The 23,947-nt window shown below is 72.2% G+C and carries 28 protein-coding genes; 15 read left to right on the forward strand and 13 right to left on the reverse strand.

Annotated features, from left to right (window positions below):
• Positions 1–19 precede the first annotated feature (19 nt).
• Both OG332_RS28670 and OG332_RS28675 read left to right on the forward strand, forming a co-directional pair.
• Positions 20–376: a DivIVA domain-containing protein gene (locus OG332_RS28670; protein WP_327416166.1), complete on the forward strand. Its 357-nt coding sequence runs from the start codon at positions 20–22 to the stop codon at positions 374–376.
• Entirely contained in the window at positions 373–951 is a 579-nt protein-coding gene (locus tag OG332_RS28675) for a DNA-3-methyladenine glycosylase I (RefSeq protein ID WP_327416167.1), read from the forward strand. Before OG332_RS28670 ends, OG332_RS28675 begins: the two co-directional genes overlap by 4 nt.
• 58 nt (positions 952–1,009) lie before the next feature.
• Here the strand turns inward: OG332_RS28675 and OG332_RS28680 are convergent, their stop codons facing one another.
• Entirely contained in the window at positions 1,010–1,813 is an 804-nt protein-coding gene (locus OG332_RS28680; RefSeq protein WP_327416168.1) for an enoyl-CoA hydratase/isomerase family protein, read from the reverse strand.
• A gap of 333 nt (positions 1,814–2,146) precedes the next feature.
• On the opposite strand from OG332_RS28680, the gene OG332_RS28685 reads away from it, so the two are divergent.
• The gene (locus OG332_RS28685) at positions 2,147–2,314 is read left to right on the forward strand and encodes a DUF3117 domain-containing protein (protein ID WP_003966491.1); all 168 of its coding nucleotides are present in this window, start codon (positions 2,147–2,149) and stop codon (positions 2,312–2,314) included.
• 127 nt (positions 2,315–2,441) lie between these two features.
• Positions 2,442–3,059: a phosphatase PAP2 family protein gene (locus OG332_RS28690; RefSeq protein ID WP_327416169.1), complete on the forward strand. Its 618-nt coding sequence runs from the start codon at positions 2,442–2,444 to the stop codon at positions 3,057–3,059.
• A 34-nt stretch (positions 3,060–3,093) separates the two neighbouring features.
• Here OG332_RS28690 and OG332_RS28695 read toward each other — a convergent pair whose 3' ends face one another.
• Positions 3,094–3,756, reverse strand: a complete 663-nt coding sequence (locus OG332_RS28695; protein ID WP_327416170.1) for an O-methyltransferase — start codon at positions 3,754–3,756, stop codon at positions 3,094–3,096.
• A 178-nt stretch (positions 3,757–3,934) separates the two neighbouring features.
• Here OG332_RS28695 and sigE point away from each other — a divergent pair, with 178 nt between their 5' ends.
• The 5 genes from sigE (at position 3,935) to OG332_RS28720 (ending at position 8,260) form a co-directional block, all read left to right on the forward strand.
• The gene (gene sigE / locus OG332_RS28700) at positions 3,935–4,714 is read left to right on the forward strand and encodes an RNA polymerase sigma factor SigE (protein ID WP_327416171.1); all 780 of its coding nucleotides are present in this window, start codon (positions 3,935–3,937) and stop codon (positions 4,712–4,714) included.
• Positions 4,711–5,373 carry a zf-HC2 domain-containing protein gene (locus OG332_RS28705; protein ID WP_327416172.1) on the forward strand — a complete coding sequence of 221 codons (663 nt, stop codon included), beginning with the start codon at positions 4,711–4,713 and terminating at the stop codon, positions 5,371–5,373. The genes sigE and OG332_RS28705 overlap by 4 nt, the downstream gene beginning before the upstream one ends.
• Positions 5,374–5,427: 54 nt before the next feature.
• The gene (locus tag OG332_RS28710) at positions 5,428–6,789 is read left to right on the forward strand and encodes a S1C family serine protease (RefSeq protein WP_442816221.1); all 1,362 of its coding nucleotides are present in this window, start codon (positions 5,428–5,430) and stop codon (positions 6,787–6,789) included.
• 142 nt (positions 6,790–6,931) lie between these two features.
• Positions 6,932–7,375 carry a sec-independent translocase gene (locus OG332_RS28715; RefSeq protein WP_327416174.1) on the forward strand — a complete coding sequence of 148 codons (444 nt, stop codon included), beginning with the start codon at positions 6,932–6,934 and terminating at the stop codon, positions 7,373–7,375.
• Positions 7,376–7,516: 141 nt separating this feature from the next.
• Positions 7,517–8,260: a hypothetical protein gene (locus OG332_RS28720; protein ID WP_327416175.1), complete on the forward strand. Its 744-nt coding sequence runs from the start codon at positions 7,517–7,519 to the stop codon at positions 8,258–8,260.
• A gap of 81 nt (positions 8,261–8,341) precedes the next feature.
• On the opposite strand, the gene OG332_RS28725 is transcribed toward OG332_RS28720, so the two are convergent.
• From OG332_RS28725 to OG332_RS28735, 3 genes are all read right to left on the reverse strand, one after another.
• Positions 8,342–9,502 (reverse strand): Mrp/NBP35 family ATP-binding protein, encoded by a 1,161-nt coding sequence (locus OG332_RS28725; RefSeq protein WP_327416176.1) that lies wholly within the window; start codon positions 9,500–9,502, stop codon positions 8,342–8,344.
• A gap of 42 nt (positions 9,503–9,544) precedes the next feature.
• Positions 9,545–10,141, reverse strand: coding sequence for a DUF1003 domain-containing protein (locus OG332_RS28730; RefSeq protein WP_327419399.1), 597 nt, complete (start codon positions 10,139–10,141; stop codon positions 9,545–9,547).
• Positions 10,142–10,226: 85 nt separating this feature from the next.
• On the reverse strand, positions 10,227–11,498 hold the full coding sequence (locus tag OG332_RS28735; RefSeq protein WP_327416177.1) for a magnesium transporter MgtE N-terminal domain-containing protein: 1,272 nt from the start codon (positions 11,496–11,498) through the stop codon (positions 10,227–10,229).
• Between the two features lie 223 nt (positions 11,499–11,721).
• On the opposite strand from OG332_RS28735, the gene OG332_RS28740 reads away from it, so the two are divergent.
• Positions 11,722–12,513, forward strand: coding sequence for a hypothetical protein (locus tag OG332_RS28740; RefSeq protein ID WP_327416178.1), 792 nt, complete (start codon positions 11,722–11,724; stop codon positions 12,511–12,513).
• A gap of 121 nt (positions 12,514–12,634) precedes the next feature.
• On the opposite strand, the gene OG332_RS28745 is transcribed toward OG332_RS28740, so the two are convergent.
• Both OG332_RS28745 and OG332_RS28750 read right to left on the reverse strand, forming a co-directional pair.
• A complete protein-coding gene (locus OG332_RS28745) occupies positions 12,635–13,147 on the reverse strand; it encodes a hypothetical protein (RefSeq protein WP_327416179.1) in 513 nt (170 codons plus the stop codon).
• Positions 13,148–13,178: 31 nt separating this feature from the next.
• The gene (locus OG332_RS28750; RefSeq protein ID WP_327416180.1) at positions 13,179–14,294 is read right to left on the reverse strand and encodes a magnesium and cobalt transport protein CorA; all 1,116 of its coding nucleotides are present in this window, start codon (positions 14,292–14,294) and stop codon (positions 13,179–13,181) included.
• A gap of 374 nt (positions 14,295–14,668) precedes the next feature.
• Here OG332_RS28750 and OG332_RS28755 point away from each other — a divergent pair, with 374 nt between their 5' ends.
• From OG332_RS28755 to OG332_RS28770, 4 genes are all read left to right on the forward strand, one after another.
• The gene (locus OG332_RS28755; protein ID WP_327416181.1) at positions 14,669–15,253 is read left to right on the forward strand and encodes a suppressor of fused domain protein; all 585 of its coding nucleotides are present in this window, start codon (positions 14,669–14,671) and stop codon (positions 15,251–15,253) included.
• Between the two features lie 60 nt (positions 15,254–15,313).
• A complete protein-coding gene (locus tag OG332_RS28760; protein WP_327416182.1) occupies positions 15,314–15,955 on the forward strand; it encodes a DUF6758 family protein in 642 nt (213 codons plus the stop codon).
• A 177-nt stretch (positions 15,956–16,132) separates the two neighbouring features.
• Positions 16,133–16,996: a PHP domain-containing protein gene (locus OG332_RS28765; RefSeq protein WP_327416183.1), complete on the forward strand. Its 864-nt coding sequence runs from the start codon at positions 16,133–16,135 to the stop codon at positions 16,994–16,996.
• Positions 16,997–17,072: 76 nt separating this feature from the next.
• Positions 17,073–17,678, forward strand: a complete 606-nt coding sequence (locus OG332_RS28770) for a MarC family protein (RefSeq protein WP_327416184.1) — start codon at positions 17,073–17,075, stop codon at positions 17,676–17,678.
• Positions 17,679–17,750: 72 nt separating this feature from the next.
• On the opposite strand, the gene OG332_RS28775 is transcribed toward OG332_RS28770, so the two are convergent.
• The 3 genes from OG332_RS28775 to OG332_RS28785 all read right to left on the reverse strand — a co-directional run bounded on the left by OG332_RS28775 (position 17,751) and on the right by OG332_RS28785 (position 21,060).
• Positions 17,751–17,903, reverse strand: coding sequence for a hypothetical protein (locus tag OG332_RS28775; protein WP_327416185.1), 153 nt, complete (start codon positions 17,901–17,903; stop codon positions 17,751–17,753).
• Between the two features lie 100 nt (positions 17,904–18,003).
• Complete coding sequence (locus OG332_RS28780) at positions 18,004–18,858, reverse strand: alpha/beta fold hydrolase (protein ID WP_327416186.1); 855 nt, start codon at positions 18,856–18,858, stop codon at positions 18,004–18,006.
• 120 nt (positions 18,859–18,978) lie between these two features.
• Complete coding sequence (locus tag OG332_RS28785) at positions 18,979–21,060, reverse strand: DEAD/DEAH box helicase (protein WP_327416187.1); 2,082 nt, start codon at positions 21,058–21,060, stop codon at positions 18,979–18,981.
• A gap of 471 nt (positions 21,061–21,531) precedes the next feature.
• Here OG332_RS28785 and OG332_RS28790 point away from each other — a divergent pair, with 471 nt between their 5' ends.
• Positions 21,532–22,290: a ferritin-like fold-containing protein gene (locus OG332_RS28790; RefSeq protein WP_327416188.1), complete on the forward strand. Its 759-nt coding sequence runs from the start codon at positions 21,532–21,534 to the stop codon at positions 22,288–22,290.
• A gap of 136 nt (positions 22,291–22,426) precedes the next feature.
• Here OG332_RS28790 and OG332_RS28795 read toward each other — a convergent pair whose 3' ends face one another.
• The 3 genes from OG332_RS28795 to OG332_RS28805 form a co-directional block, all read right to left on the reverse strand.
• Entirely contained in the window at positions 22,427–22,729 is a 303-nt protein-coding gene (locus OG332_RS28795; RefSeq protein WP_327416189.1) for a hypothetical protein, read from the reverse strand.
• A gap of 109 nt (positions 22,730–22,838) precedes the next feature.
• Positions 22,839–23,066, reverse strand: a complete 228-nt coding sequence (locus tag OG332_RS28800) for a DUF3107 domain-containing protein (RefSeq protein ID WP_030709995.1) — start codon at positions 23,064–23,066, stop codon at positions 22,839–22,841.
• Between the two features lie 136 nt (positions 23,067–23,202).
• On the reverse strand, positions 23,203–23,856 hold the full coding sequence (locus OG332_RS28805; protein ID WP_327416190.1) for a TetR/AcrR family transcriptional regulator: 654 nt from the start codon (positions 23,854–23,856) through the stop codon (positions 23,203–23,205).
• Positions 23,857–23,947: the final 91 nt, after the last annotated feature.

Here is a 23,947-nt window from a genome sequence, read left to right on the forward strand (position 1 = left end):
CCGGAGTCTCTCAGGGGAGTTGATCGTGTTCTTCTTCTTGATGATCGCGCTGGTCGTGGTCGTGGCAGCGGTCACCCTGGCCGTGATCGGGGGCGGCTCGGAGGCCGTCCTGCCGGAAGCGGAGCCGGACCGAGTGGCGGACGGGCTGCCGGAGAGCCGGCCCGTCGTACGCGCGGACATCGACGCGCTGCGGCTGCCCGTCGCGCCGCGCGGCTACCGGATGGCCGAGGTGGACGACGTACTGGAGCGGCTCGCGGCGGAACTGGCCGAGCGGGACGCGCGGATCGCGCAGCTGACCGCCGCGGCGGCCGGGCCCGCCACCGCACCGGCGGACGTGGCCGACCGGGTCGACCTCGGCAAGGGCGGTGAGCGGTGAGCACCGTGCTGGCCGGGCCCGACGGGCTGCTGCGCTGCCCGTGGGCGCTGTCCACGCCGGACTACGTCGCCTACCACGACAGCGAGTGGGGCCGCGCGGTCCACGGCGACGACGCCCTGTACGAACGGCTGTGCCTGGAGGCCTTCCAGTCGGGCCTGTCGTGGATCACGATCCTGCGGCGGCGCGAGGGCTTCCGCAAGGCCTTCTCCGACTTTGAGATCGCGGCGGTCGCCGAGTTCGACGAGCGGGACGCGGAGCGGCTGCTGGCAGACGAGGGGATCATCCGCAACCGGGCCAAGATCGAGGCGACCCTGGCCAACGCGAGGGTCCTCGCCGGCTGGGATCCGGGCGAGCTGGACACCCTGATCTGGTCCCACGTCCCGGAGGAGCCCGTACCCGCCCCGCGGGCGGTGACCGAGGTCCCGGCCATCACCCCGGAGTCCACCGCCCTCGCCAAGGCCCTGAAGAAGGCCGGCATCCGCTTCGTCGGCCCCACGACGGCCTACGCGCTGATGCAGGCCTGCGGGCTGGTCAACGACCACCTGGTGGACTGCACCTCCCGCGATCCCGCCTGATCCGGCGCGGCGGCTGCCGGGGGCGCACGGCCCCCGGCCCCGCCGGTGCCGGGACGAGCTAGCGGCCGAGGTACTTCGGCGGCTGCTTCGCGAGGAAGGCCTGGACGGCGATGCCGTGGTCCTCGGAGGCCCCCGCACGGGTCTGGAGGACGTCCTCGTGGGCCAGGGACTCCGCGAGGGAGTGGGAGGCCCCGTAGGCCAGGGACTCCTTCAGAGCGGCGTACGCGACCGTGGGGCCCGCGGCGAGCGTGCGGGCCACGGCCTCGGCCTCCGCGTGCAGGGAGTCCGCGGGAACCAGGCGGTTGACGATGCCGAGCTCGTACGCCTCCTGGGCCTTGACCGAACGCGGGAACAGCAGCAGGTCCGAGGCGCGGGAGGCGCCGATCAGGCGGGGGAGGGTCCACGAGACCCCCGAGTCGGCGGTCAGCGCCACTCCGGCGAACGAGGTGTTGAAGGAGGCGGTGTCGGCGACCACCCGGAAGTCCGCCGCCAGCGCGAAGCCGAATCCCGCGCCGGCCGCGACGCCGTTCACCCCGGCCACCACGGGCTTCGGCATCTCGGTGAGCGCCCGCACGATCGGGTTGTAGTGGTCGGCGACCGTGGTCATGGTCAGCGACGTACCGGTCTCGCGGTCCGAGGCGAGGTTACCGATGTGCTCCTTGAGGTCCTGGCCCACGCAGAAGGCCCGGTCGCCGGCCGCGGTCAGCAGGACGGCGCGCACCGCCGTGTCGACGGCCGCGGCCTGGACCGCGTCGCGCAGGGCGACCTTGGCCTCGGTGTTCATCGCGTTCATCGCGTCCGGACGGTTGATCGTGATGGTCGCGAGTCCGTCGGTCACTTCGTAGAGCACGCTGTCGGCCATGGCAGGGGGTCCCCCTTCGTCGCGGGCTTGGCTACCGGCCGGTACCGGCCGGTGCAAGGGCCAGCATGGCGGACCGGACGCGGCGCGCACATGTGATGTGCGTCAAAGAAAGCCGAGGCCGTTCCCGCGGTGCGGCGGCGAAGTATCGCAGGCGGGTCCCCGAAATGAGTGGTTTTGGTCAAGTGCGTTGCCCAAGCGTTCCCAGCCGATGTTGGTCATCGGGTCCTGACATGCGGGATAATGGCTGGGAAGCAATGTGTTCGATGCCGGGTATTAGGCGCCTGAATGGGGCCGTCGGCTGACGATGAGCTGGTTTCAGGAAGGGGAACGAGCATGGCGGCCATGAAGCCGCGGACGGGCGACGGCCCGCTCGAGGTCACCAAGGAGGGGCGGGGCATCGTCATGCGCGTACCGCTCGAGGGCGGCGGTCGGCTTGTCGTCGAGCTGACCCCCGATGAGGCGGACGCCCTGGGTGACGCCCTGAAGAAGGTCGTCGGCTGACCCCCCAAGGACGCTGACAGCACCTCCACCTTCTGCATTCTGCATTCTCTGCGCTGCCCCGACCGCGATCAGCGGCCGGGGCAGCGTTGTGTCGTGTTCGAGGACAGATCCCCGCCGGAGCCACGCCGTGCCCTTCTCCCCGCCCGCGCCGCCCGCCTTCGCCGACTGCGGCCCCCGCCAGAAGGCCGCCCGGGTCCTCTCCGACGTCCTGGCGCCGGCGAACCTGGTCGTGGCCCTGCTCCTGCTGATCGGGTGGCGCAGCACCACTTCGTGGACCGGGCTCGGCTGGGGCCTGCTCGGCGCCCTGTTCTGCGGTGTGGTCCCGATCGCCGTCATCGTCCTCGGCGTCCGCCGGGGGGCGCTGACCGACCAGCACATCCGGGTGCGGCGCCAGCGGCTCGTCCCGATGGGCCTGAGCCTGCTCTCCGTGATCGCCGGGATCACCCTGCTGCACGTCCTCGGCGCGCCCCGGGACGTCTTCGCGCTCGTCGTCGCGATGCTCGTGGGGCTGGTCTCGTCCCTGCTGGTCACCGTCGGCTGGCAGATATCCATCCACATGTCGGTGGCGGGCGGCGCGGTGATGATCCTGGCGCTCGTCTTCGGCCCGCCGGCGCTCCCCGCGGCCCTGGTCGCCGCCGCCGTCGGCTGGTCCCGCCTGGTGCTGAAGGCGCACACACCGGCTCAGCTCCTCGCCGGCACCGCCCTGGGCGGCACGGCCGCCCTCACCTTCGCGCTCCTGAGCTGACCGTACGGGGAGCCGGGCGCCGGGCGTCCGGCGCTCAGCGACGGACGGCGCAGAGCAGTCCGTCGCCCACCGGGAGCAGAGCGGCCTCGAGTGCCGGGCTCTCCCGCACGCTGCGCAGCAGCTCGCGGACGCGGAGCACCTCCAGCGGCTGGGCCGCGGAGTCGACCGTGCGGCCGTCGGAGAAGACCCCCTCGAAGCACACCAGCCCGCCGGGGCGCAGCAGACGCAACGATTCAGCGAGGTAGTCGAGGGACTCGGTGGGGTCCCCGTCGCAGAAGACGAGGTCGTATCCGCCGTCGGCGAGCCGGGGCAGGACGTCGAGGGCGCGGCCGGGGATGAAGCGGGCGCGGTTGCCCGCGAAGCCGGCGGCGCGGAAGGCCTGGCGGGCGAAGGCCTGCCGGTCCGGCTCGGGATCCACCGTGGTCAGCACGCCGTCGGGGCGCATGCCGTGCAGGAGGTGGATGCCGGAGACGCCGGTTCCGGTGCCGATCTCGGCGACCGCCTTGGCGTCCGCGGTGGCGGCCAGCAGGCGCAGCGCGGCCCCGGTGCCGGGGGAGACGGAGCGCAGGCCCGCTTCCCTGGACCGGTCGCGGGCCCATCGCAGAGCGTCGTCCTCGGCGACAAACGCGTCGGCGAACGCCCAGCTCGTCTGCCGGTTGCCGGTAATGACCCTCTCCTGTCCCCATAGTTGGCGCAACGGTGACTGTATCCGCTGACGTCGGGAACCCGCAGATGGGACCGGGCGTTGTGAGGGGTGGAGGCGGGACGAGAAGGGCGGCGGCGGGCAGATCGGCGGCCGGGACCGCTCCGGGGGCCTAAGTCCTGCGTAAAGATACTGCAAAAATGCTTATCCGGAGCTGACAGAGGGGGTGGCTATGGTAGGGACTCCACTGGACACCACCAGAGCCGACAGGGGAGGTGCGGCTGCGCCTGTGGATCGTGGGGGCGTGCTGAGACGCCTCTTCTGGTCGGCGGGTGAGCCGAAATCCGTGACCTACATTGCTGACCGCTTCCACACCGCCGACGCCGCAACCACCGCGACCTTCGCCGCCGATGCGGGCTCCCAGGCGTGGACCCCTCCCTCGTGGGAGGAGATCGTCAGCACGCACAGCGCGCGGGTCTACCGCCTTGCCTACCGTCTGACGGGGAACCAGCACGACGCCGAGGACCTGACCCAAGAGGTCTTCGTCCGCGTCTTCCGCTCGCTCTCCACGTACACGCCCGGCACGTTCGAGGGCTGGCTCCACCGGATCACGACGAACCTGTTCCTGGACATGGTCCGCCGCAAGCAGCGGATCCGCTTCGACGCGCTCGCCGACGACGCCGCCGAGCGGCTGCCGAGCCGCGAGCCGTCCCCGCAGCAGGTGCTGCACGACACCCACTTCGACGCGGACGTCCAGCAGGCGCTGGACACCCTCGCGCCCGAGTTCCGCGCGGCCGTGGTGCTGTGCGACATCGAGGGCCTGTCGTACGAGGAGATCGCCGCCACGCTCGGCGTGAAGCTCGGCACCGTGCGCAGCCGCATCCACCGGGGCCGTTCGCACCTGCGCAAGGCGCTCAAGCACCGGTCTCCCGAGGCCCGTGCCGAGCAGCGCGCCCTGGCGGGCGTGTCGATGGGCGCCCCCGGCGCCGGGGGAGAGGGCGGAGCCGAGTGAGCGGAGTCAGTCCGTCCCCTGCCGAACAGCACCTGGGCGACCGGCTTGCCGCCCTGGTGGACGGGGAGCTGAAGCACGACGCGCGGGAGCGGGTCCTGGCCCACCTGGCGACGTGTGCCAAGTGCAAGGCCGAGGCCGATGCCCAGCGCCGCCTGAAGACCATGTTCGTCGAGAGCGCGCCGCCGCCGCTGTCCGCAGGACTGCTGGCGCGGCTGCAAGGGCTGCCCGGCGGCGGTCCTGACGGCCGGTCCGGCCCCCCGGGTCCACCGGGCCCGGGACCGACGGCGGCCGACCCCTTCGAGGCCTTCGCGTACGGGCTGCACGCGGCCGCCCGGCCGCAGCAGCAGGGCTTCCGCATCCACGAGGTGGGCCGACCGCGCCGCCGGTTCGCCTTCGTCGCGGCCGGAGCCGTGTCGCTGGCCGCGCTCGCGCTGGGCGGCGGGCTGCCGCAGGAGGCCGCGGACCCGAACGTCCGGGGGGATTCCCCGGCTCCCGCTTCCAGGCCCGGCCCCGCGCTGCCCGCGGCCGACGCGGCGGTGCGCGAGCGGATGCCCACGCCCGCAGCCGTCCCGAGCCTCCTGTCCACCGCGGCGACCCCGCTGCCGCCCGTGCACCCCACCCCGGCGAGCCCGGCCCGTCCGGTCTCCCTGCTGCGCTGACCCCGTAGCTGGTTGAATCTGTGGCACATGCGCATAGGTACGCGGGGAGCGCCCATGGCCGACAGGCAGCAGACCGATCCGGCTCCACAGTGGTGGAGCCGGCCCGAGGGCACGGCTGACGGCCGCCCCGATGGAGTGCCCTCCCCGCGGCCTGGAGCCGGGGACAGGACGGGGCAGGAGGCGTGGCCGGAGTCCGGAGCCGAGGACGGCCTCCCGGCCTCCGGGGGCGCCGTCCCGGACGGGGCGGCGCCGGCCCGCGAGGTGCGGTACGACCCCTGGGGCGGGCAGCCGCTGCAGGTCGTGGACCGCGGCAGGGAACGGCGCGGCTTCCGGCTGTGGCAGGTGGCGGCCCTCAGCGCCGGAACCGCCCTGCTCGCCGGCGGGATCGGCGGCTACGTCGGTGTGCTCGCGGAGCGGCAGAGCAGCACGCGGCTGGAACTCCCCCAGGCCGCGGTCGCGGACAAGGGCCGGGCGCCCGGGAGCGTGGCCGGGATCGCGGCCACCGCGCTGCCCGGGGTGGTGACCCTGCACGTGCGGGGCGAGAAGGGCAGCGGCACGGGCACCGGCTTCGTCCTCGACGAGCAGGGCCACATCCTGACCAACAACCACGTGGTCGCCGACTCCAAGGAGATAGCGGTCACCTTCAGCACCGGCGAGAGCGTCACCGCCGAGCTGGTCGGCCGCGACTCCGGGTACGACCTGGCCGTGGTCAAGGTCAGCGGCGTACGGGGCCTGAGGCCGCTGAGCCTGGGCAACTCCGAGAACGTGCAGGTCGGCGACCCGGTGGTGGCCATCGGCGCACCCTTCGACCTCTCGAACACCGTCACCTCCGGCATCATCAGCGCCACCGGCCGGCCCGTCACCGCGGGCGGCGACAAGGGCGACGGCAGCGACATCAGCTACGTCGACGCCCTGCAGACGGACGCCCCCATCAACCCCGGGAACTCCGGCGGCCCCCTCCTCGACGCCAAGGCCCACGTGGTCGGCATCAACAGCGCGATCCGCGGAGCCGACAAGGACGATCCCACCCGCCAGGGCGGCTCCATCGGGCTCGGCTTCGCCATCCCCATCAACCAGGGCAAGCGCGTAGCCGAGGAACTCATCCGCACCGGCCGCGCCACGCACCCCGTCATCGGGGTCACCCTCGACATGGACTACACGGGCGACGGAGCCCGGGTCGGGGACAAGGGCGAGGACGGCAAGCCGTCCGTGGTCACCGACGGGCCGGGCGCGCGCGCCGGGATCAAGGCCGGCGACGTGATCACCAAGGTGGACGGCCAGCGGGTCCGCGGCGGAGACGAGCTGATCATCAAGATCCGGGCGCACCGCCCGGGCGATCCGCTGACCCTCACCGTGCTGCGCGAGGGCAGGGAACGCACGCTCCAGGTGGTCCTCGGATCGGCGAACGGATCATGAGCGCGGGGTGACGGCCGGGTCACCTCCCGGACGAAGTCTGGGGGTGAAACGGCCACGGAGCGGCCCGCAGGTATGGGTGCGAGGACAAGGCCGGGTACCGTGTGTCCGGGCCCGAAGTGATACAGAGCCGAGGAGCGGCAAGGTGTTCAACGACATAGGCGCACTCGAACTCGTCACGATCGTGGTGCTCGCCATTCTCGTTTTCGGCCCGGACAAGCTGCCCAAGGTCATTCAGGACGTGACGGGCGTCATCCGGAAGATCCGTGCGTTCTCGGACAGTGCGAAGCAGGACATCCGCTCCGAACTCGGCCCGGAATTCAAGGACTTCGAGTTCGAGGACCTGAATCCGAAGACGTTCATCCGCAAGCAGCTGACCGAGAACGAGGACCTCAAGGAGATCCGCAGCAGCTTCGATCTCCGCAAGGAGCTGAACGACGTCGCCGACGCCGTGAACAGCGACGAGGCCACCCCCGCGGCGGCCTCCCCGTCGGCCGCCACGCCCATCGGCACCGGCCCGGATCTGCTGAAGAAGCCCGTCTCCCCGGCCCCGGAACAGCGCTCGCGCTTCGACGCCGACGCCACGTGACACGCGGCCTGCCCGGCGATCCGCGGTCGGGTGGCTATCCTCCATCTGTTGTCCGGACCCAGGACGCCCGAGGGAGGGGGTCCCCCCAGCCCAGCGAGGGGGAGGGCCGTTCCGGACCCCACGGAACGAGAGGCCGCTCAGATGGAGACGACGAGCAGTAGCCGGGTCGGGGCGCAGACCGCCGAGGCACCCGCCACCGCCGCCGCAGCCGCACAGGAACCGCAGACCGACGCGGTGACCGGCGCGCAGACCGACACACAGCCGCAGGAGGCCGCCGCACCCGTGCCGGCCGCCCGGCGGACGGCCGAGGGCTTCCTGGCCGCAGACTTCCCCTGGTACGGGCTGGACGGGGCCTTCAGCGGCCACCGCTGGCTGATGCAGGTCGGCACCGCCGCCGACGGGACCGTGGAGCACGGCTCCACCGGTCACGGCGACGAGCCGTCCGCCCGGGGCGAGATCGCCACCGGCGAGAAGGAACGCTTCGCGGTGGTCATCACCGTGGCGAGCAACCCGCTGCGCCGCAGCGGCGACGGCACCGGCGTCCTGGAGGCCACCTCGGTCTCCTCGGCGGCCTGGCTGGCCGGCTCCGGGCTGCTGGCCTACAGCTGGCCCGGGCAGATGGACCACTCCCTGCGCGACGACTGGCTCGACCAGCAGACCGAGGCCGCGTGGGAGCTCGCGGACGACCTCGCCGGGGAGGACTGGTCGACGCTGTCGCTGCCGGTCGACGGGGAGCCGACGCCGTTCCACTACCGGGAGTCGGAGTTCGGCTGGGTGCTCGCGGGTTCCACCGGGAGCGGGGTGCACCTGGGGGCGTACGGGCGGGGGATGAGCGCGTACGGGCTCGGGTTCTCGGCGATCGCGGACCTCGGCACGTACGAGTAGCGGGCAGGCGGGTACGGGAAAGGGCACCGCCGGTCGGCGGCGCCCTTTTCACGCCGCGCGGCCCGTGCGGGCCGCGGTCGGCTAGAACTTGTTCCGGGGAGTGATGCCCAGGGACATGCCCGAGAGGCCGCGGCTGCGGCCGCCGAGCTTGCCGGCGATGGCGCGCAGGGCCGCGCCGGCCGGGGAGTCCGGGTCGGACAGGACGACCGGCTTGCCCTCGTCGCCGCCCTCGCGCAGGCGGACGTCGATCGGGATCGAGCCCAGCACCGGCACCGTCGCGCCGACCGTCTTGGTCAGCCCGTCGGCGACCCTCTGGCCACCGCCCGAGCCGAAGACGTCCACCATCTCGTCGCAGTGCGGGCACGGCAGGCCCGACATGTTCTCGACGACGCCGACGATCTTCTGGTGGGTCTGCACGGCGATCGAGCCGGCCCGCTCCGCGACCTCGGCCGCGGCCTGCTGCGGGGTGGTGACGACCAGGATCTCGGCGTTCGGCACCAGCTGGGCCACCGAGATCGCGATGTCACCGGTGCCCGGCGGCAGGTCCAGCAGCAGGACGTCCAGGTCGCCCCAGAACACGTCCGCCAGGAACTGCTGCAGCGCGCGGTGCAGCATCGGGCCGCGCCACACCACCGGGGCGTTGCCCGGGGTGAACATGCCGATGGAGATGACCTTCACGCCGTGCGCCGACGGCGGCATGATCATGTTCTCGACCTGGGTGGGACGGCCGTCCACGCCCAGCATGCGCGGCACGCTGTGGCCGTAGATGTCGGCGTCGACCACGCCGACCTTCAGGCCGTCGGCCGCCATGGCCGCGGCCAGGTTGACCGTGACCGAGGACTTGCCGACACCGCCCTTGCCGGACGCGACCGCGTACACGCGGGTCAGCGAGCCCGGCTTGGCGAAGGGCACCTCGCGCTCGGCGGTGCCGCCGCGCAGGGTGGCGGCCAGGTCCTTGCGCTGCTCGTCGCTCATCACGTCGAGGGAGACGGCGACGGAGGTGACGCCCGCGACCTTCTCGACGGCCTCGGTGACGTTCTTGGTGATGGTCTCGCGCATGGGGCAGCCCGACACCGTGAGGTAGACCGTGACGGCGACCGCGCCGCCGTCGCCGATCTCCACCGATTTGACCATGCCGAGCTCGGTGATCGGCCGGTGGATCTCGGGGTCGTTCACCGTCGCCAGAGCGTCCAGGATCGCGTCCTGCTCAGGCACGGCGGCGGAGCTTGTGTCGGTAGCCATGCCCCGATGGTACGGCTCGGTAGCAGGGCTCGGGAAAGCCCGTCAGCGGTCGCCTTCATCACGTTCCGCCGGGAATAGGCGCCGCTCGTCCATCTCCTTGATCAGGTCCTGGAACTCGGACCTGATCCAGTCGCGCGTGGCGACCTCGCCCAGGCCCATGCGCAGGGCCGCGACCTCGCGGGTCAGGTACTCCGTGTCGGCGATGGACCGCTCGTTCTGCTTGCGGTCCTGCTCCAGGTTGACCCGGTCGCGGTCGTCCTGCCGGTTCTGCGCGAGCAGGATCAGCGGAGCGGCATAGGACGCCTGGAGCGACAGCATCAGCGTCAGGAAGATGAACGGGTACGGGTCGAACCGCAGGCCGTCCGGCGCGAAGATGTTCCACAGCACCCAGACGATGACGACCAGGGTCATCCAGACGATGAACCGGCCCGTGCCCAGGAACCGCGCCACCCGCTCCGACAGCCGCCCGAAGGCCTCCGGGTCGTACTCGGGCAGCAGCGACCGGCGCGGCGCCCGCGGCAGGTCCAGGCGCACCCGCGAGCGCGTCAGCGCGCTCGAACCGGTGCTCGCCGCCTTCGCCGCGCGCTCGCCGGAACGTTCCGCCGCGTCCGCCGCCAGCCCGTGTTCGCGGGCCTGCATCCGCGCCTGCTCGCGCCGCTCCCGGATCTGCTCGCGGCGCCGCTCGCGCGCCTGCTCGCCCCGCCCTCGGTCGAAGCGTCCTCGCTCAGCGGCCACCCAGGGCCTCCTCGGAATGGAAGTCCGTCTCCCGCCAGTCGTCCGGCAGCAGGTGGTCCAGCACGTCGTCCACGGTCACCGCGCCCAGCAGGGAGCCGCCCTCGTCGACCACCGGCACGGCCACCATGTTGTAGGCGGCCAGGTGCGTGGTCACCGCGGGCAGCGAGGCGTTCGGCCGCAGCGGCGGCAGGTCCGTGTCCACGATCGAGCTGACCAGTGTGAACGGGGGGTCCCGCAGCAGCCGCTGGAAGTGCACCGTGCCCAGGTACTTGCCCGTCGGGGTCTCGTCCGGAGGCCGGCACACGTACACCTGCGCCGCCAGGGCCGGTGACAGGTCCGCCTGCCGTACGCGGGCCAGGGCGTCCGCGACCGTCGCGTCCGGCCGCAGCACGATCGGCTCGGTGGTCATCAGACCGCCGGCGGTGTTCTCCTCGTAGGACAGCAGACGGCGCACGTCGGCCGCGTCGTCCGGCTGCATCAGCGTCAGCAGCCGCTCCTTGTCGTCCTCCGGCAGCTCGGAGAGCAGGTCGGCCGCGTCGTCCGGGTCCATCGCCTCCAGGACGTCGGCGGCGCGCTCCTCCTTCAGCTTGCCGAGGATCTCCACCTGCTCGTCCTCGGGCAGCTCCTCCATGACGTCCGCGAGCCGGTCGTCGTCGAGGGCGCTGGCCACCTCGGCGCGCCGCTTCGGCGTCAGGTGGTGGAGCACGTTCGCCACGTCGGCCGGGCGCATCTGCTCGAAGGTGGCGACCAGGTTCTCGGCGCCCTGCCCGTGCTCCTCCAGCGAGAAGCCCGTCACCGCCGACCACTCCACCGTCAGCGTCTCGCCCCGCCGGCGCAGCGCCCCCGACTTGCCCTTCCGTACGAAGATCCGGTCGATCTCCCAGTCGCGGCGGGCCGGCAGCTGCTGGATGGCCACGTCCAGGACGGTGACCTCCTCGCCGCTGCCGACCAGCGTCACGCGGCGGTCCAGCAGTTCGCCCAGGACCAGCCGCTCGGTGGGGCGCTGCTCGAAGCGCCGCATGTTGACGACACCGGTGGTGATGACCTGCCCGGACTCCACGCCCGTGACGCGGGTCATCGGCAGGAAGATCCGGCGCCGGCTGACCACCTCGACGACCAGGCCCAGCAGCCGTGGCGGGCGGCCGCCTACGCGCAGCATCGCGACGAGGTCGCGGACCCGGCCGACCTGGTCCCCGTTGGGATCGAAGACGGGCACACCCGACAGATGCGAGACGAAGATCCGCGGGGCGCCTGCAACCATCCGAGCGCCTCCTAGTGCGTCGATCAAGAGTCGTGCCGCCCCTCAGGCTAGCCCGTGCCGCGAGGAAGCGTCCTGGTGGGCGGTCCGCCCGGGGCCCGGCGGGTTCCGACCCCCTCACCTGGGGCGCGGTCGCGGGCGGCGGCGTACGGGCGGGTACGCTGCCTGCGGCTCGCAGACGTACGCTGCCTGCTGCCCGCAGACGACCGACGAGAGGCACCTGCACGTGACCGCCTACTTCCCTGCCGCGCGGCTGCGCCGGGCCGCCTTCATCGGTGTCTTGTGCGCGGGTCTCGCCGTCACCGGTACGGGCTGCGGGGAGGACCCCGACGAGGGCACGAACGGCGTCGGCAAGCTCTCCGCCGACAAGATCGAGGCGAAGGCGAAGGCGGCCGCCACGGAGGCCGACTCGGTGCACCTGTCCGGCACGCTGGTGAGCGGCGGCAAGTCCTTCACCCTCGACATGCGGCTGAAGTCGGACGGCGGCTCCGGCGAGGTGAAGTCGAAGGACGACACCTTCCAGCTGCTGCGCGTGGGCGAGCAGCTGTACCTGAAGGCGAGCGCGGCGTTCTGGGGCCAGTCCGACTCGGCCGGCAAACTCGGCGACAAGTACGTGAAGGTGCCCGAGGGCGACCCCTCGTACAAGCAGTTCCGCGGCTTCACCGACATGGACGTGCTGCTGGACGGGCTGCTCGGACTGGAGGGCAAGCTCGCCAAGGGCTCGTACACCAAGGTCGGGCACACCCGCGCGGTCCAGGTCACCGCGGACGAGGGCAAGGGCGGAAAGCTCTCGGTGTCCCTGGAGGGGACCCCGTACCCGCTGCTCATGGAGCGCGCGGGCGGCGCCGGCCGGGTGGAACTCGCCGAGTGGGGCAAAACCTTCCCTCTCGACCCGCCCGCGCAGGATCAGACGGTCGACTACGGCACCCAGCTGCCGACGACGAAGGGCCAGAGCGGCGAGCCCGCCCCGGCCCCCTCCAAGGGCTCCGGCCAGGGCGCGAACCCCACCAAGCCTTGAGGCGCCCCCGGGACCCCACCGTCCTCGAGAAGGGCACAACCCCCCTGAGGAGGACGGCAGCGGAGGAGAGTGACGGCAATGTGGCCGTCGGCAGGGCGGCGGGGTGGTCCGCCGGAACGCCCTAACCCCGGGCGGACTTCTTGCGCTTGAGCAGGAGCTTCGGCAGGTGCGCCGGGATCGGGCGGCGGGTGATCGCCGGGGACGCGAGCGGGGCCGCGGCCAGCGAGCCGCCGGGGAGGGCGGAGAGCGCCTCCGGCTCCAGGCGGAGCAGTCGGCACTCCCGAGCCCACCGCTCCGTCATGTCCTCGGAGTCGGGCGCGTTCAGCCGCTTGCCCTTGAGCTCGGCCACCGCCGCCGCCCACTCCTCGCCGCGCGGCGGGAGCTCGCGCACGGTCGCCGTCCAGGCCACCAGCCGGCCGCCCTTGTCCTTGCTCCGCACGGTCACCTCGGCGGCCGCGCCGTCCGCGAGCCCCGGGAACGGCTGCTCGCCGGGCCCGTCGCCCAGGACATGGGCCGCGCCGTCCACCCAGGCGTGCCACAGGGCGCGGTCGGCCCCGGCGCCGCGGACCCAGATCAGGCCGGACTTCTTGGTGGCCTCCTCGACGAGGGCCAGGTCGAGCGTGCTGAGAGTCATGCGGACAGGGTAGGGGGTCCCTCCGCGCGCCCTACAGCCAGCCGTGGCGGCGCAGCGCGCGGTGGATGGTGAAGCAGGAGGCGGCGATCGCGGCCATCACCATCGGGTAGCCGTAGCGCCAGTGGAGCTCCGGCATGTGCTCGAAGTTCATCCCGTACACCCCGCAGATCATCGTCGGCACGGCGATGATCGCCGCCCAGGAGGTGATCTTGCGCATGTCCTCGTTCTGGGCGACCGTCGCCTGCGCGAGGTTGGCCTGCAGGATGGAGTTCAGCAGCTCGTCGAAGCCCATCACCTGCTCGTGCACCCGTGCCAGGTGGTCGGCGACGTCCCGGAAGTACTTCTGGATGTCCGGGTCCACCAGCCGCATCGGCCGCTCGCTCAGCAGCTCCATCGGGCGCAGCAGCGGCGAGACCGCCCGCTTGAACTCCAGTACCTCGCGCTTGAGCTGGTAGATGCGGCCCGCGTCGCCGCCGCGCGTACTGCCCTTGGCGGGGGCGGCGAACACGTCGCTCTCCACCTCGTCGATGTCGTCCTGTACCGCCGCCGCGACCGCGATGTACCCGTCGACGACGTGGTCGGCGATGGAGTGCAGGACCGACGAGGGGCCCTTGGCGAGGAGGTCGGGGTCGTCCTGGAGCCGGTGGCGCAGCCCCTTGAGGGAACCCTGGCCACCGTGCCGCACGGTGATGACGAAGTCGGGGCCGGTGAAGCACATCACCTCGCCGGTCTCCACGACCTCGCTGGTGGCGGTCAGTTCGGCGTGCTCGACGTAATGGATCGTCTTGAAGACGGTGAAGAGCGTGTCGTCGTAGCGCTCCAGCTTCGGCCGCTGGTGCGCGTGCACCGCGTCCTCCACGGCCAGCGGGTGCAGCCCGAAGGTGGCGGCGATCCCCGCGAACTCGGCCTCGGTCGGCTCGTGCAGGCCGATCCAGGCGAAACCGCCGTCCTCGCGGACCCGGCGGATCGCCTCACGGGGCGTCAGACACGCCGGCCCCAGCATCCGTCGGCCGTCGCGGTACACGGCGCAGTCGACCACCGCACTGCTCGCCGACGGGTCACGGGTGGTGTCATAGCCGGGCTGGGCGGGGGTGGACTTGCGCAGTGACGGGCGGACGGCCGCACGCAGGTAGGGCAGCATCGACATGGCAGGCTCCTTCGCACGCACGGCTGCGGACCGTACGGGTGGGAGACCCTCCACGACCGCGGGCGGGCAGGCCCGGGCACGGGGGAGGGAACAGGACGGGAGGACAAAGTTCTGCCGTCGCTCTTCTACTGATCAGGAGATCAGACGGGGCGGGAAGCACCCGTCACAGAAGCGGAAGAGCGATTGGTACTGCACGATCGACTTCGATCCATTGCAGCCCCACCTCCTCCGGCCGGTCCCCCGTGGGGGAGGTCCTGTCTCCGGGGTGCCAGGCATGCTTCGGCATGCGGCCCCGAACAGCTGTCAACACTATCAGCCGACGGATGGTCAAGACCCGCCCTTTACCCGCCTGATACGAGTTCTATGCTCGCTCCATGGCAGAAATTCTGGCCCTCGTCGAAGCCCGGCTGCGTTCCGCGTTCGGTGAACCCGACGCACGCGCCGCCGTCACCTTCCTGGGCACCGACCGCATCGAGGTACTCCGTTTCGCCGAGGGCGACCTCGTGCGGTACGCGACCCTGGGGATGTCCGCACACCCGATGACCGATCCGACCGCCGTGGTCGCCGACCCCGTACGGGGCCCGCGCGCCGAGCTCGTGCTGACCGTACGGGGAGGGCTGGCGCCCACCGACAAACTGCTCCGGCCGCTCGCGGTACTGGCCGCGTCCCCGCAGGTCGAGGGGCTGATCGTGGCCGCCGGCGCCTCGCTGGACGTGGGCGGGCCGCTCTGGGACGGGGCGCCCTTCAGCTCCGTCCTCGTCGCGGAACCCGGGGGACTGGTGGAGGACCTGGTGCTCGACGAGCCCATGGATCCCGTGCAGTTCCTGCCCCTGCTGCCCATGACGGCGAACGAGGCCGCCTGGAAGCGGGTGCACGGCGCGGCCGCCCTCCAGGAGCGATGGCTCGCGCGCGGAACGGACCTGCGGGATCCTTTGCGTACCGCTGTCGCACTGGACTGACGGCCCGGACGGGTGAGCGCGCCTTGACTGGCGGCCGGGCGGGGAGGAGCGTGGCTTCCTATGAGGGGTGAACCAAGTTGCCCGAAGTGCGGTGGCCGGGTCAGGGCGCCCGGACTCTTCTCCGACTCCTGGCAGTGCGCGCTGCACGGCGCTGTCCACCCCCTGCAACCCGTCATCCCGCCCAGTGTCGAAGGCCTGGGCGTCGTCGTGCACCGGTCCCGGGTTCCGGTGTGGATGCCCTGGCCGCTGCCGGTGGGGTGGCTGTTCACGGGGATCGCGTCCGCCGGTGACGACCGCAGCGGAGGCCGGGCGACGGCCGTGGCCTGTTCGGGCCCCGGTCCGCTGGGGGGCATCGGCGAGCTGGTGCTGGTCGCCGAGGAGCTGGGCGTGGGCCTCGGCACGCGGTACGCGGGGCTCGACGGACCCGACCCCGGCCCCTACATCGACGTCTCGTCACCGCCCCACGCCAAGGTCGTCGCCGCGGGCCGCCCGACCCCGCTGTGGCACCTGAACGGATCCCCCGACGACCGGGCCGTCTTCGCGGGGGAGGCGAGGGGCCTGTGGCTCTGGGCCATCGTCTGGCCGGAGCAGACCGGCCTCCTCATGTACGACGAGCTCGTCCTCACCGATCTCCGCGACGCGGGAGCGGAGGTCGAGCTCCTTCCATGCGGGGCCCTGAGCCCCCGCATCCTCTCCTCTTGACGCCCCGCTCGCGCGGCTCGGCGCCAGGGCGCCTCACCGCCACGCCGCGGAGCGGCTGATGTCACGTCGCGCCGCTGCGGCGGACTCCGTCCGCCGGTCCGCGCGGGCTGAATCGGGGAAATGGGGGCGGTATCCTGGACTGTCCCCTCGTCCGCCCGTGAACCCTGGAGTCCGGCTGTGCGCATCGACCTGCACGCCCACTCCACGGCCTCCGACGGTACGGACACCCCCGCCGAGCTCGTGCGCAACGCCGCCGCCGCGGGGCTCGACGTGGTCGCACTGACCGACCACGACACCGTGGGCGGATACGGCGAGGCCCTCGCGGCCCTTCCCGCCGGACTGACCCTGGTGACCGGGGCCGAGCTGTCCTGCCGGCTCGACGGGATCGGCGTGCACATGCTCGCGTACCTCTTCGACCCCGAGGAGCCCGAGCTCGCCCGCGAACGGGAACTCGTCAGGGACGACCGCACCCCGCGCGCCCGGACCATGGTGGACAAGCTGCAGGCGCTCGGCGTCGACGTCACCTGGGAGCAGGTGGCCCGGATCGCCGGCGAGGGCTCGGTCGGTCGGCCGCACGTCGCCACCGCCCTGGTCGAGCTGGGCGTCGTGCCCACCGTCTCGGACGCCTTCACGTCCGACTGGCTCGCCGACGGTGGCCGCGCGTACGCCGAGAAGCACGAGCTCGACCCCTTCGACGCGATCCGCCTGGTCAAGGCGGCCGGCGGCGTCACCGTCTTCGCGCACCCCGCCGCCGTCAAGCGCGGCCGGTGCGTGCCCGAGTCCGCGATAGCCGAGCTGGCGGCCGCGGGCCTGGACGGCATCGAGGTGGACCACATGGACCACGACGCCGGCACCCGCGCACGGCTGCGCGGCCTGGCGGCCGACCTCGCACTGCTGACCACCGGGTCCAGCGACTACCACGGCAGCCGCAAGACCTGCCGCCTCGGGGAGTACACGACCGACCCCGAGATCTACGGCGAGATCACGCGCCGCGCGACCGGGGCCTTCCCGGTGCCCGGCGCCGGCGGACGCGCGCGCTGACCGGCCCCTCCCGGCCCGCTCCACCCGTCCCACGCCCTTTTCTTCGCGACACCCCTCTCTCCTGCAAGGCATCACTGTGTTTGATTTCGCCGTCTTCGGATCCCTTTTTCTCACGCTTTTTGTGATTATGGACCCTCCGGGGATCACGCCGATCTTCCTCGCCCTGACCTCCGGGCGCCCCGTCAAGGTGCAGCGCCGCATGGCCTGGCAGGCCGTCTGCGTGGCCTTCGGCGTCATCGCGGTCTTCGGCCTCAGCGGCCAGCAGATCCTGGACTACCTGCACGTCTCCGTCCCGGCACTGATGATCGCCGGTGGTCTGCTTCTCCTGCTCATCGCGCTGGACCTGCTCACCGGCAAGATGGACGAGCCGAAGCAGACCAAGGACGTGAACGTCGCCCTGGTCCCGCTGGGCATGCCGCTGCTGGCCGGTCCCGGTGCGATCGTGTCCGTCATCCTGGCCGTGCAGAAGGCGGACGGGCCCGCCGGCCAGGTCTCCGTCTGGGCCGCGATCATCGCCATGCACGTCGTGTTGTGGATCACCATGCGCTACTCGCTCGTGATCATCCGGGTCATCAAGGACGGCGGCGTCGTCCTCGTGACGCGGCTCGCGGGCATGATGCTCTCGGCGATCGCCGTCCAGCAGATCATCAACGGCGTGCTCCAGGTCGTACAGGGCTCCTGACCCGACGGCCCGCGCATGCGAACGCCCCCGCACCGGGATCGGTGCGGGGGCGCGTACGTTTTCGTGCGAGCGTCAGGAGGACGCACTCCCGGCCGGTCGGATCAGAATGCGCTGGCCCACCGATGCGGCCTGCTGCACGATCCGGTTGACGGAGGCCGCGTCCACGACGGTGCTGTCCACGGCGGATCCGTCGACGTCGTCCAGGCGCAGAATCTCGAAGCGCATGGGGCTTCTCCCTTCGTCAGTGTTTCTCCTTGCACCGGTCCAACGAAGTGTAGGCCGCAATCATTCCCTACGCTAAGGAAATTTTTTGACTGGCTAAGTATCAGCCGGTGCAGCCGTCCCAGAAGGAGGCCAGCGCGGCGGCCGTGACGGCCGGATCCTCGGCGTTCGGGGAGTGCCCCGTCCCGGGGACGACCACCCGCTCGGCGCCGAGGCGCCGGGCCATCTCGTCCATCAGCGGGACCGGCCACGCGTCGTCGACGGCTCCGGACAGGACCAGCTTCGGCAGTCCGGTCCGGCTCAGCTCCGCCACCCGGTCGGGCTCGGAGATCAGCACCCGGCCCGTGACGATCAACTGCTCGGGAACGGTCGCCACCCACCGCCCGCGCAGGAACTCCGCCAGCTCGGCGGAGTCCGCCGCCGCGTCCTGCGGGTCGTAGGCGCGCATCGCCGCCCAGATGGCGGGCATGTCCCCGCCCATCGCCTCCAGGGCCGCCACCAGCAGCTTCGTACGCGCCTGCTGCTCCTCGGTGATCGCGGCCGGCCCGCTGCTCAGCAGGGTGAGCGAGGCGAAGGGAGAGGGGTCGCGCAGCACCGCGGCGCGCGAGATCAGCCCGCCGAGGGAGTGGCCGACCAGGTGCACGCGGTCAGCTCCCAGAGCGCAGGTCTGCGCGAGCACGTCCTGCGCCAGCTCCTCCAGGGCGTACGCCTGCTCCTCGCGCGGGCCCGGCGTCTCGTGCTGGCCGCGCCCGTCGACGGCGACCACCCGGTACCCGGCAGCGGCCAGCGGCTCCAGGAGGCCGATGAAGTCCTCCTTGCTGCCCGTGAAACCGGGGACCAGCAGGGCGGTGCCGCGGACGGGCTCACCGGCTTCGTGCACGGCGAACACGCCGCGGTCGGTGGTGAGGCGGTGCGCACGGGCGGCGGGGGGCAGGGTGAGGTGCGGCGGCTTGCTCATGGGCCAGAGGTTACCGGCCCGTAGATTCCCGGCGCAGCCTCCCCCGGACGCCCCCGGGTACGCCGACGGCCCCGGCCCCCTCGGAAGGGGTACGGGGCCGTCGGTGCGGTGCTCGGGCGCTTACGCCTCCGGGGCGGCCGCGACCTTGCGGGTGCGGGTGCGCTTCGGCTTCGCCGGCGCCTCCTCGGCCACGGCGGCCGCCTCGGCGACCGGAGCGGCCTCGGCGACCTTGCGCGTACGGGTGCGCTTCGGCTTGACCGGAGCCTCCTCCGCCACCGCGACGGCGGCGGCCTCGGCGACCGGAGCGGCGTCCGCGACCTTGCGGGTGCGGGTGCGCTTCGGCTTGACCGGCGCCTCCTCGGCCACGGCGGTGACCTCGGCGACCGGGGTCACCGGGGCGGCCGCGACCTTGCGGGTGCGCCGCGCCTTCACCGGCTCCACGGGCGGAGCCATCTGGAAGTCCGGCTCCGGTGCGCTCTCCACGACCTTGCGCGGGCGCCGTGCCCGGACGGGCGCGGGCTCGACGGGCGGGGCCATCTGGAAGTCCGGCTCCGGGGCGCTCTCCACGACCTTGCGCGGGCGCCGTGCCCGGACGGGCGCGGGCTCGACGGGCGGGGCCATCTGGAAGTCCGGCTCCGGGGCGCTCTCCACGACCTTGCGGGTGCGGGTGCGCCGCGGCTTGGCCGGGGCCTCCTCGGCGACCGGGGTCACCGCGGCCACGGGAGCCTCGGCCACCGCGACCGGTGCGGCCTGAGCGGTCTCCACGGCCTGAGCCGGCACCGCGCCCACACGGGTGCGGCGGCGGCGCGGCCTGCGCGGCTCGTCGGCGGCCGGAGCCGTCGGCGCGTCCACCACGGGGGTGACGGCGGCGGCCTCGGCGCCCTCGGCGAGCTCCGTACCGCCACGGGTACGGCGGCGCTGACGCGGCGTACGGGTGCGCGCGGGGCGCTCCTCGGTCACCACGGCGGCGGCGGCCGGACCGGAGCGTCCGCCACGGCCACCGCGGCCGCCGGTCTCGCCCAGGTCTTCCAGGTTCTCGGCCTTGAGGCCGGCCCGCGTGCGCTCGGCGCGCGGCAGGATGCCCTTGGTGCCGGCCGGGATGTTCAGCTGCTCGAACAGGTGCGGGGACGTGGAGTACGTCTCCACCGGGTCGTGGAAGTCCAGCTCCAGCGCCTTGTTGATCAGCTGCCAGCGCGGGATGTCGTCCCAGTCGACCAGGGTGACGGCGATGCCCTTGTTGCCCGCGCGGCCGGTGCGGCCCACGCGGTGCAGGAAGGTCTTCTCGTCCTCCGGCGTCTGGTAGTTGATGACGTGGGTGACGCCCTCGACGTCGATGCCGCGCGCGGCGACGTCGGTGCACACCAGCACGTCGACCTTGCCGTTGCGGAACGCACGCAGGGCCTGCTCGCGCGCGCCCTGGCCCAGGTCGCCGTGGACGGCGCCCGAGGCGAAGCCGCGCTTCTCCAGCTGCTCGGCGATGTCGGCCGCCGTGCGCTTGGTGCGGCAGAAGATCATGGCCAGGCCGCGGCCCTCGGCCTGCAGGATCCGGGAGACGAGCTCCGGCTTGTCCATGTTGTGCGCACGGAAGACGTGCTGCGTGGTGTTGGCGACGGTAGCGCCCTCGCCGTCCTCGGAGACGGCGCGGATGTGCGTGGGCTGCGTCATGTACCGGCGGGCCAGGCCGATGACCGCGCCCGGCATGGTCGCCGAGAACAGCATGGTCTGACGCTTCGGCGGCAGGTAGCTCATGATCCGCTCGACGTCGGGCAGGAAGCCCAGGTCGAGCATCTCGTCGGCCTCGTCCAGGACGAGCGCCTTGATGTGCGAGAGGTCGAGCTTCTTCTGGCCGGCCAGGTCGAGCAGGCGGCCCGGGGTGCCGACGATGATGTCGACGCCCTTCTTGAGCGCCTCGACCTGGGGCTCGTACGCGCGGCCGCCGTATATGGCGAGGACGCGGACGTTGCGGACCTTGCCCGCGGTCAGGAGGTCGTTGGTGACCTGGGTGCACAGCTCGCGGGTGGGAACCACCACGAGGGCCTGTGGGGCGTCGGTCAGCTGCTCGGCCTTGGCCCGGCCCGCCTCGACGTCCGCGGGGACGGTGACCCGCTCCAGCAGGGGAAGGCCGAAACCGAGCGTCTTGCCGGTTCCGGTCTTGGCCTGGCCGATGACGTCCGTGCCGGAAAGGGCGACGGGGAGGGTCATCTCCTGGATCGGGAAGGGGGACACAATGCCGACGGCCTCAAGGGCTTCGGCCGTTTCGGGAAGGATCCCGAGGTCTCGGAACGTAGTCAGGGTGCTGCCTCTTCTGTGAGACGCGGCGCGAGGCGGCGAGGGGGGTCGTACCGTGCCGTGCTTGCAGTACTGCTACGTACGAAGCTGCGCGGGACCACTAGCCTTCGCTCAGGCGCATCTGCCGCTGAGGGGGCCCCTCGTAAGAGGCGGTACGCATCAACGTACGCACCACACCGAGGGCGGTCGGTTGGAGCCGATCGGGCCACCGACCGGGCATCCTCATTCGGATGGCCCGCCGAGTATCCGGCAGGCGCATTACCACTGTACCCCGGAATCGCGCAGCTGTGTCGGGTGAATTCACCGGGTAGACGCGTTTAGCTGGACAGGCAGTCAACCGGCATGGTGCCTTGGAGGGCCATTCGGCGGGCTATTGTGCGGAGCATGTCGACCGTAGAAAACGCCTCGCCCGCCGACGACAGCGCGCCCGCCGAACCCGTCGGTATCGCCTCCCAGGACTGGGCGACCGCCTCTGCCTCGCCTCAGTACCGGGCCGCCGTCGTGGACCTGCTCGGCGCGCTCGCGTACGGAGAGCTCGCGGCCTTCGAGCGCCTCGCGGAGGACGCGAAGCTCGCGCCCACCCTGGACGACAAGGCCGAGCTCGCCGCGATGGCCTCCGCCGAGTTCCACCACTTCGAGCGGCTGCGGGACCGGCTCACGGCCATCGAGGTCGAGCCCACCGCCGCCATGCAGCCCTTCGCCAAGGGCGTCGACGACTTCCACCGCCAGACCGCTCCCTCGGACTGGCTGGAGGGCCTGGTCAAGGCGTACGTCGGCGACTCCATCGCCAGTGACTTCTACCGCGAGGTCGCCTCCCACCTGGACAACGACACCCGCGCGCTCGTGCTCGGCGTGCTCGACGACACCGGCCACGGCAACTTCGCCGTCGAGAAGGTGCGCGCCGCGATCGAGGCGGACCCGCGCTGTGGCGGCCGGCTCGCGCTGTGGGCCCGCCGGCTGATGGGCGAGGCCCTCTCGCAGGCCCAGCGCGTGGTCGCGGAGCGCGACGCGCTCTCGACCATGCTGGTCGGCGGCGTCGACGGAATGGCGGCGGGCTTCGACCTGGCGGCCGTCGGCGAGATGTTCACCCGGATCACCAAGGCGCACACCAAGCGGATGGCGGCCCTCGGCCTCGCCGCCTGACCCGACGCCTGTACGCCCCGTACGGCTCCACACGGCTCCATGCACCGGCCCCGGCGCGCATCGTGCGCGCCGGGGCCGGCGTACGTCTGTCAGGGGATCCTCAGCGGCGGGTCCCCGGGACACGGGTCCTCAGCGGTCACCCCTGCGACGGGAGCGAAAACGGAGTCCTGTGCGCGGGCCTGCGGGGCCCGGAGGCCGGACGGAGCAGCAGGGACAGGACCACCGCCGACACCAGCACCCCGCCGACGAAGGTCGCGGTCAGGGTGTTGTGCCCGGGGCCCAGCGCGAAGTGGGTGAGATACGCCCCGAACAGTGCCCCCAGCACCCCACTGACCAGCACCACTCTCGGGGACGGCAGTCGGCGTGCGAGCACTCGGGCGGCTGTTGCGGACAGGGCGAGGCCCAGCAGAGCGGAGCCGAGCACTTCCATCAGCAGCATGAGGTCTCTCCCATACGTCAGGGCAAACCGTGTCACTGCCGTCCTACCCGAAGCGGAAGAAACGGAAACGGCCCGGTGGAATCAACCACCGGGCCGTTTGCGACAGTTCTCAGAGCGCGCCGAAACCGACCTTGCGCACGCTCGGCTCACCCAGGTCGACGTACGACAGGCGGTCGGACGGCACCAGGACCTTGCGGCCCTTGTTGTCGGTGAGGCTCAGCAGCGGCTCGTTGCCGGACAGCGCCGCGGTGACGATGCTCTCCAGCTCCTCGGCGCTCAGGTCGCTCTCCAGCACGATCTCCCGGGGTGCGTGCTGCACGCCGATCTTGACCTCCACGGCTTTGTCCCTCCGACGATCCGGTTCGCGCGATCAGCCGCGCCGTACGCGGTCCACATTAGCCCGGAGAGGGGATGCGGACCGCGCAGAGCGGACACGCTGGCAGCGAACAGCGACCGTGACGGGGCCGCGGGGGTCAGGCCTGTTCGGGGCTCGGCTCGGCGCCGTGCAGCGGGAAGCCGGCGATGCCGCGCCAGGCGAGCGAGGTCAGCAGGCCGACCGCCGTGTCACGGGCGACCGGGCTCTCGCTGGACAGCCAGTAGCGGGCCACGACCTGCGAAACCCCGCCCAGGCCCACGGCCAGCAGCATCGACTCGTCCCGGGACAGCCCGGTGTCCTCGGCGATGACCTCGCAGATGGCCTCGGCGCACTGCAGCGACACGCGGTCGACGCGCTCGCGCACCGCCGGCTCGTTCGTCAGGTCGGACTCGAAGACCAGCCGGAAGGCGCCGCCCTCCTCCTCCACGTACGCGAAGTACGCGTCCATCGTCGCGGCCACGCGCAGCTTGTTGTCCGTCGTCGACGCGAGCGCGGTGCGCACGGCGAGCAGCAGGGCCTCGCAGTGCTGGTCCAGCAGCGCCAGGTACAGGTCGAGCTTGCCGGGGAAGTGCTGGTACAGCACCGGCTTGCTCACTCCGGCACGCTCGGCGATGTCATCCATCGCCGCAGCGTGGTAACCCTGCGCGACGAAAACCTCCTGGGCCGCGCCCAGGAGCTGGTTGCGCCGGGCTCGGCGCGGCAGTCGCGTGCCCCGCGGACGCGCTGCCTCGGTCTGCTCGATGGCTGTCACGCCGCCTCCCACTTTCTCTAAGAACACAGTGCGCTCTGCGCCGCGCCCGCCATCGTACTTTTCGGTAACCGAATCTGGAGGGTTCAAGCCG

It is taken from the genome of Streptomyces sp. NBC_01233, assembly GCF_035989305.1.
Taxonomy (GTDB): Bacteria; Actinomycetota; Actinomycetes; order Streptomycetales; family Streptomycetaceae; genus Streptomyces.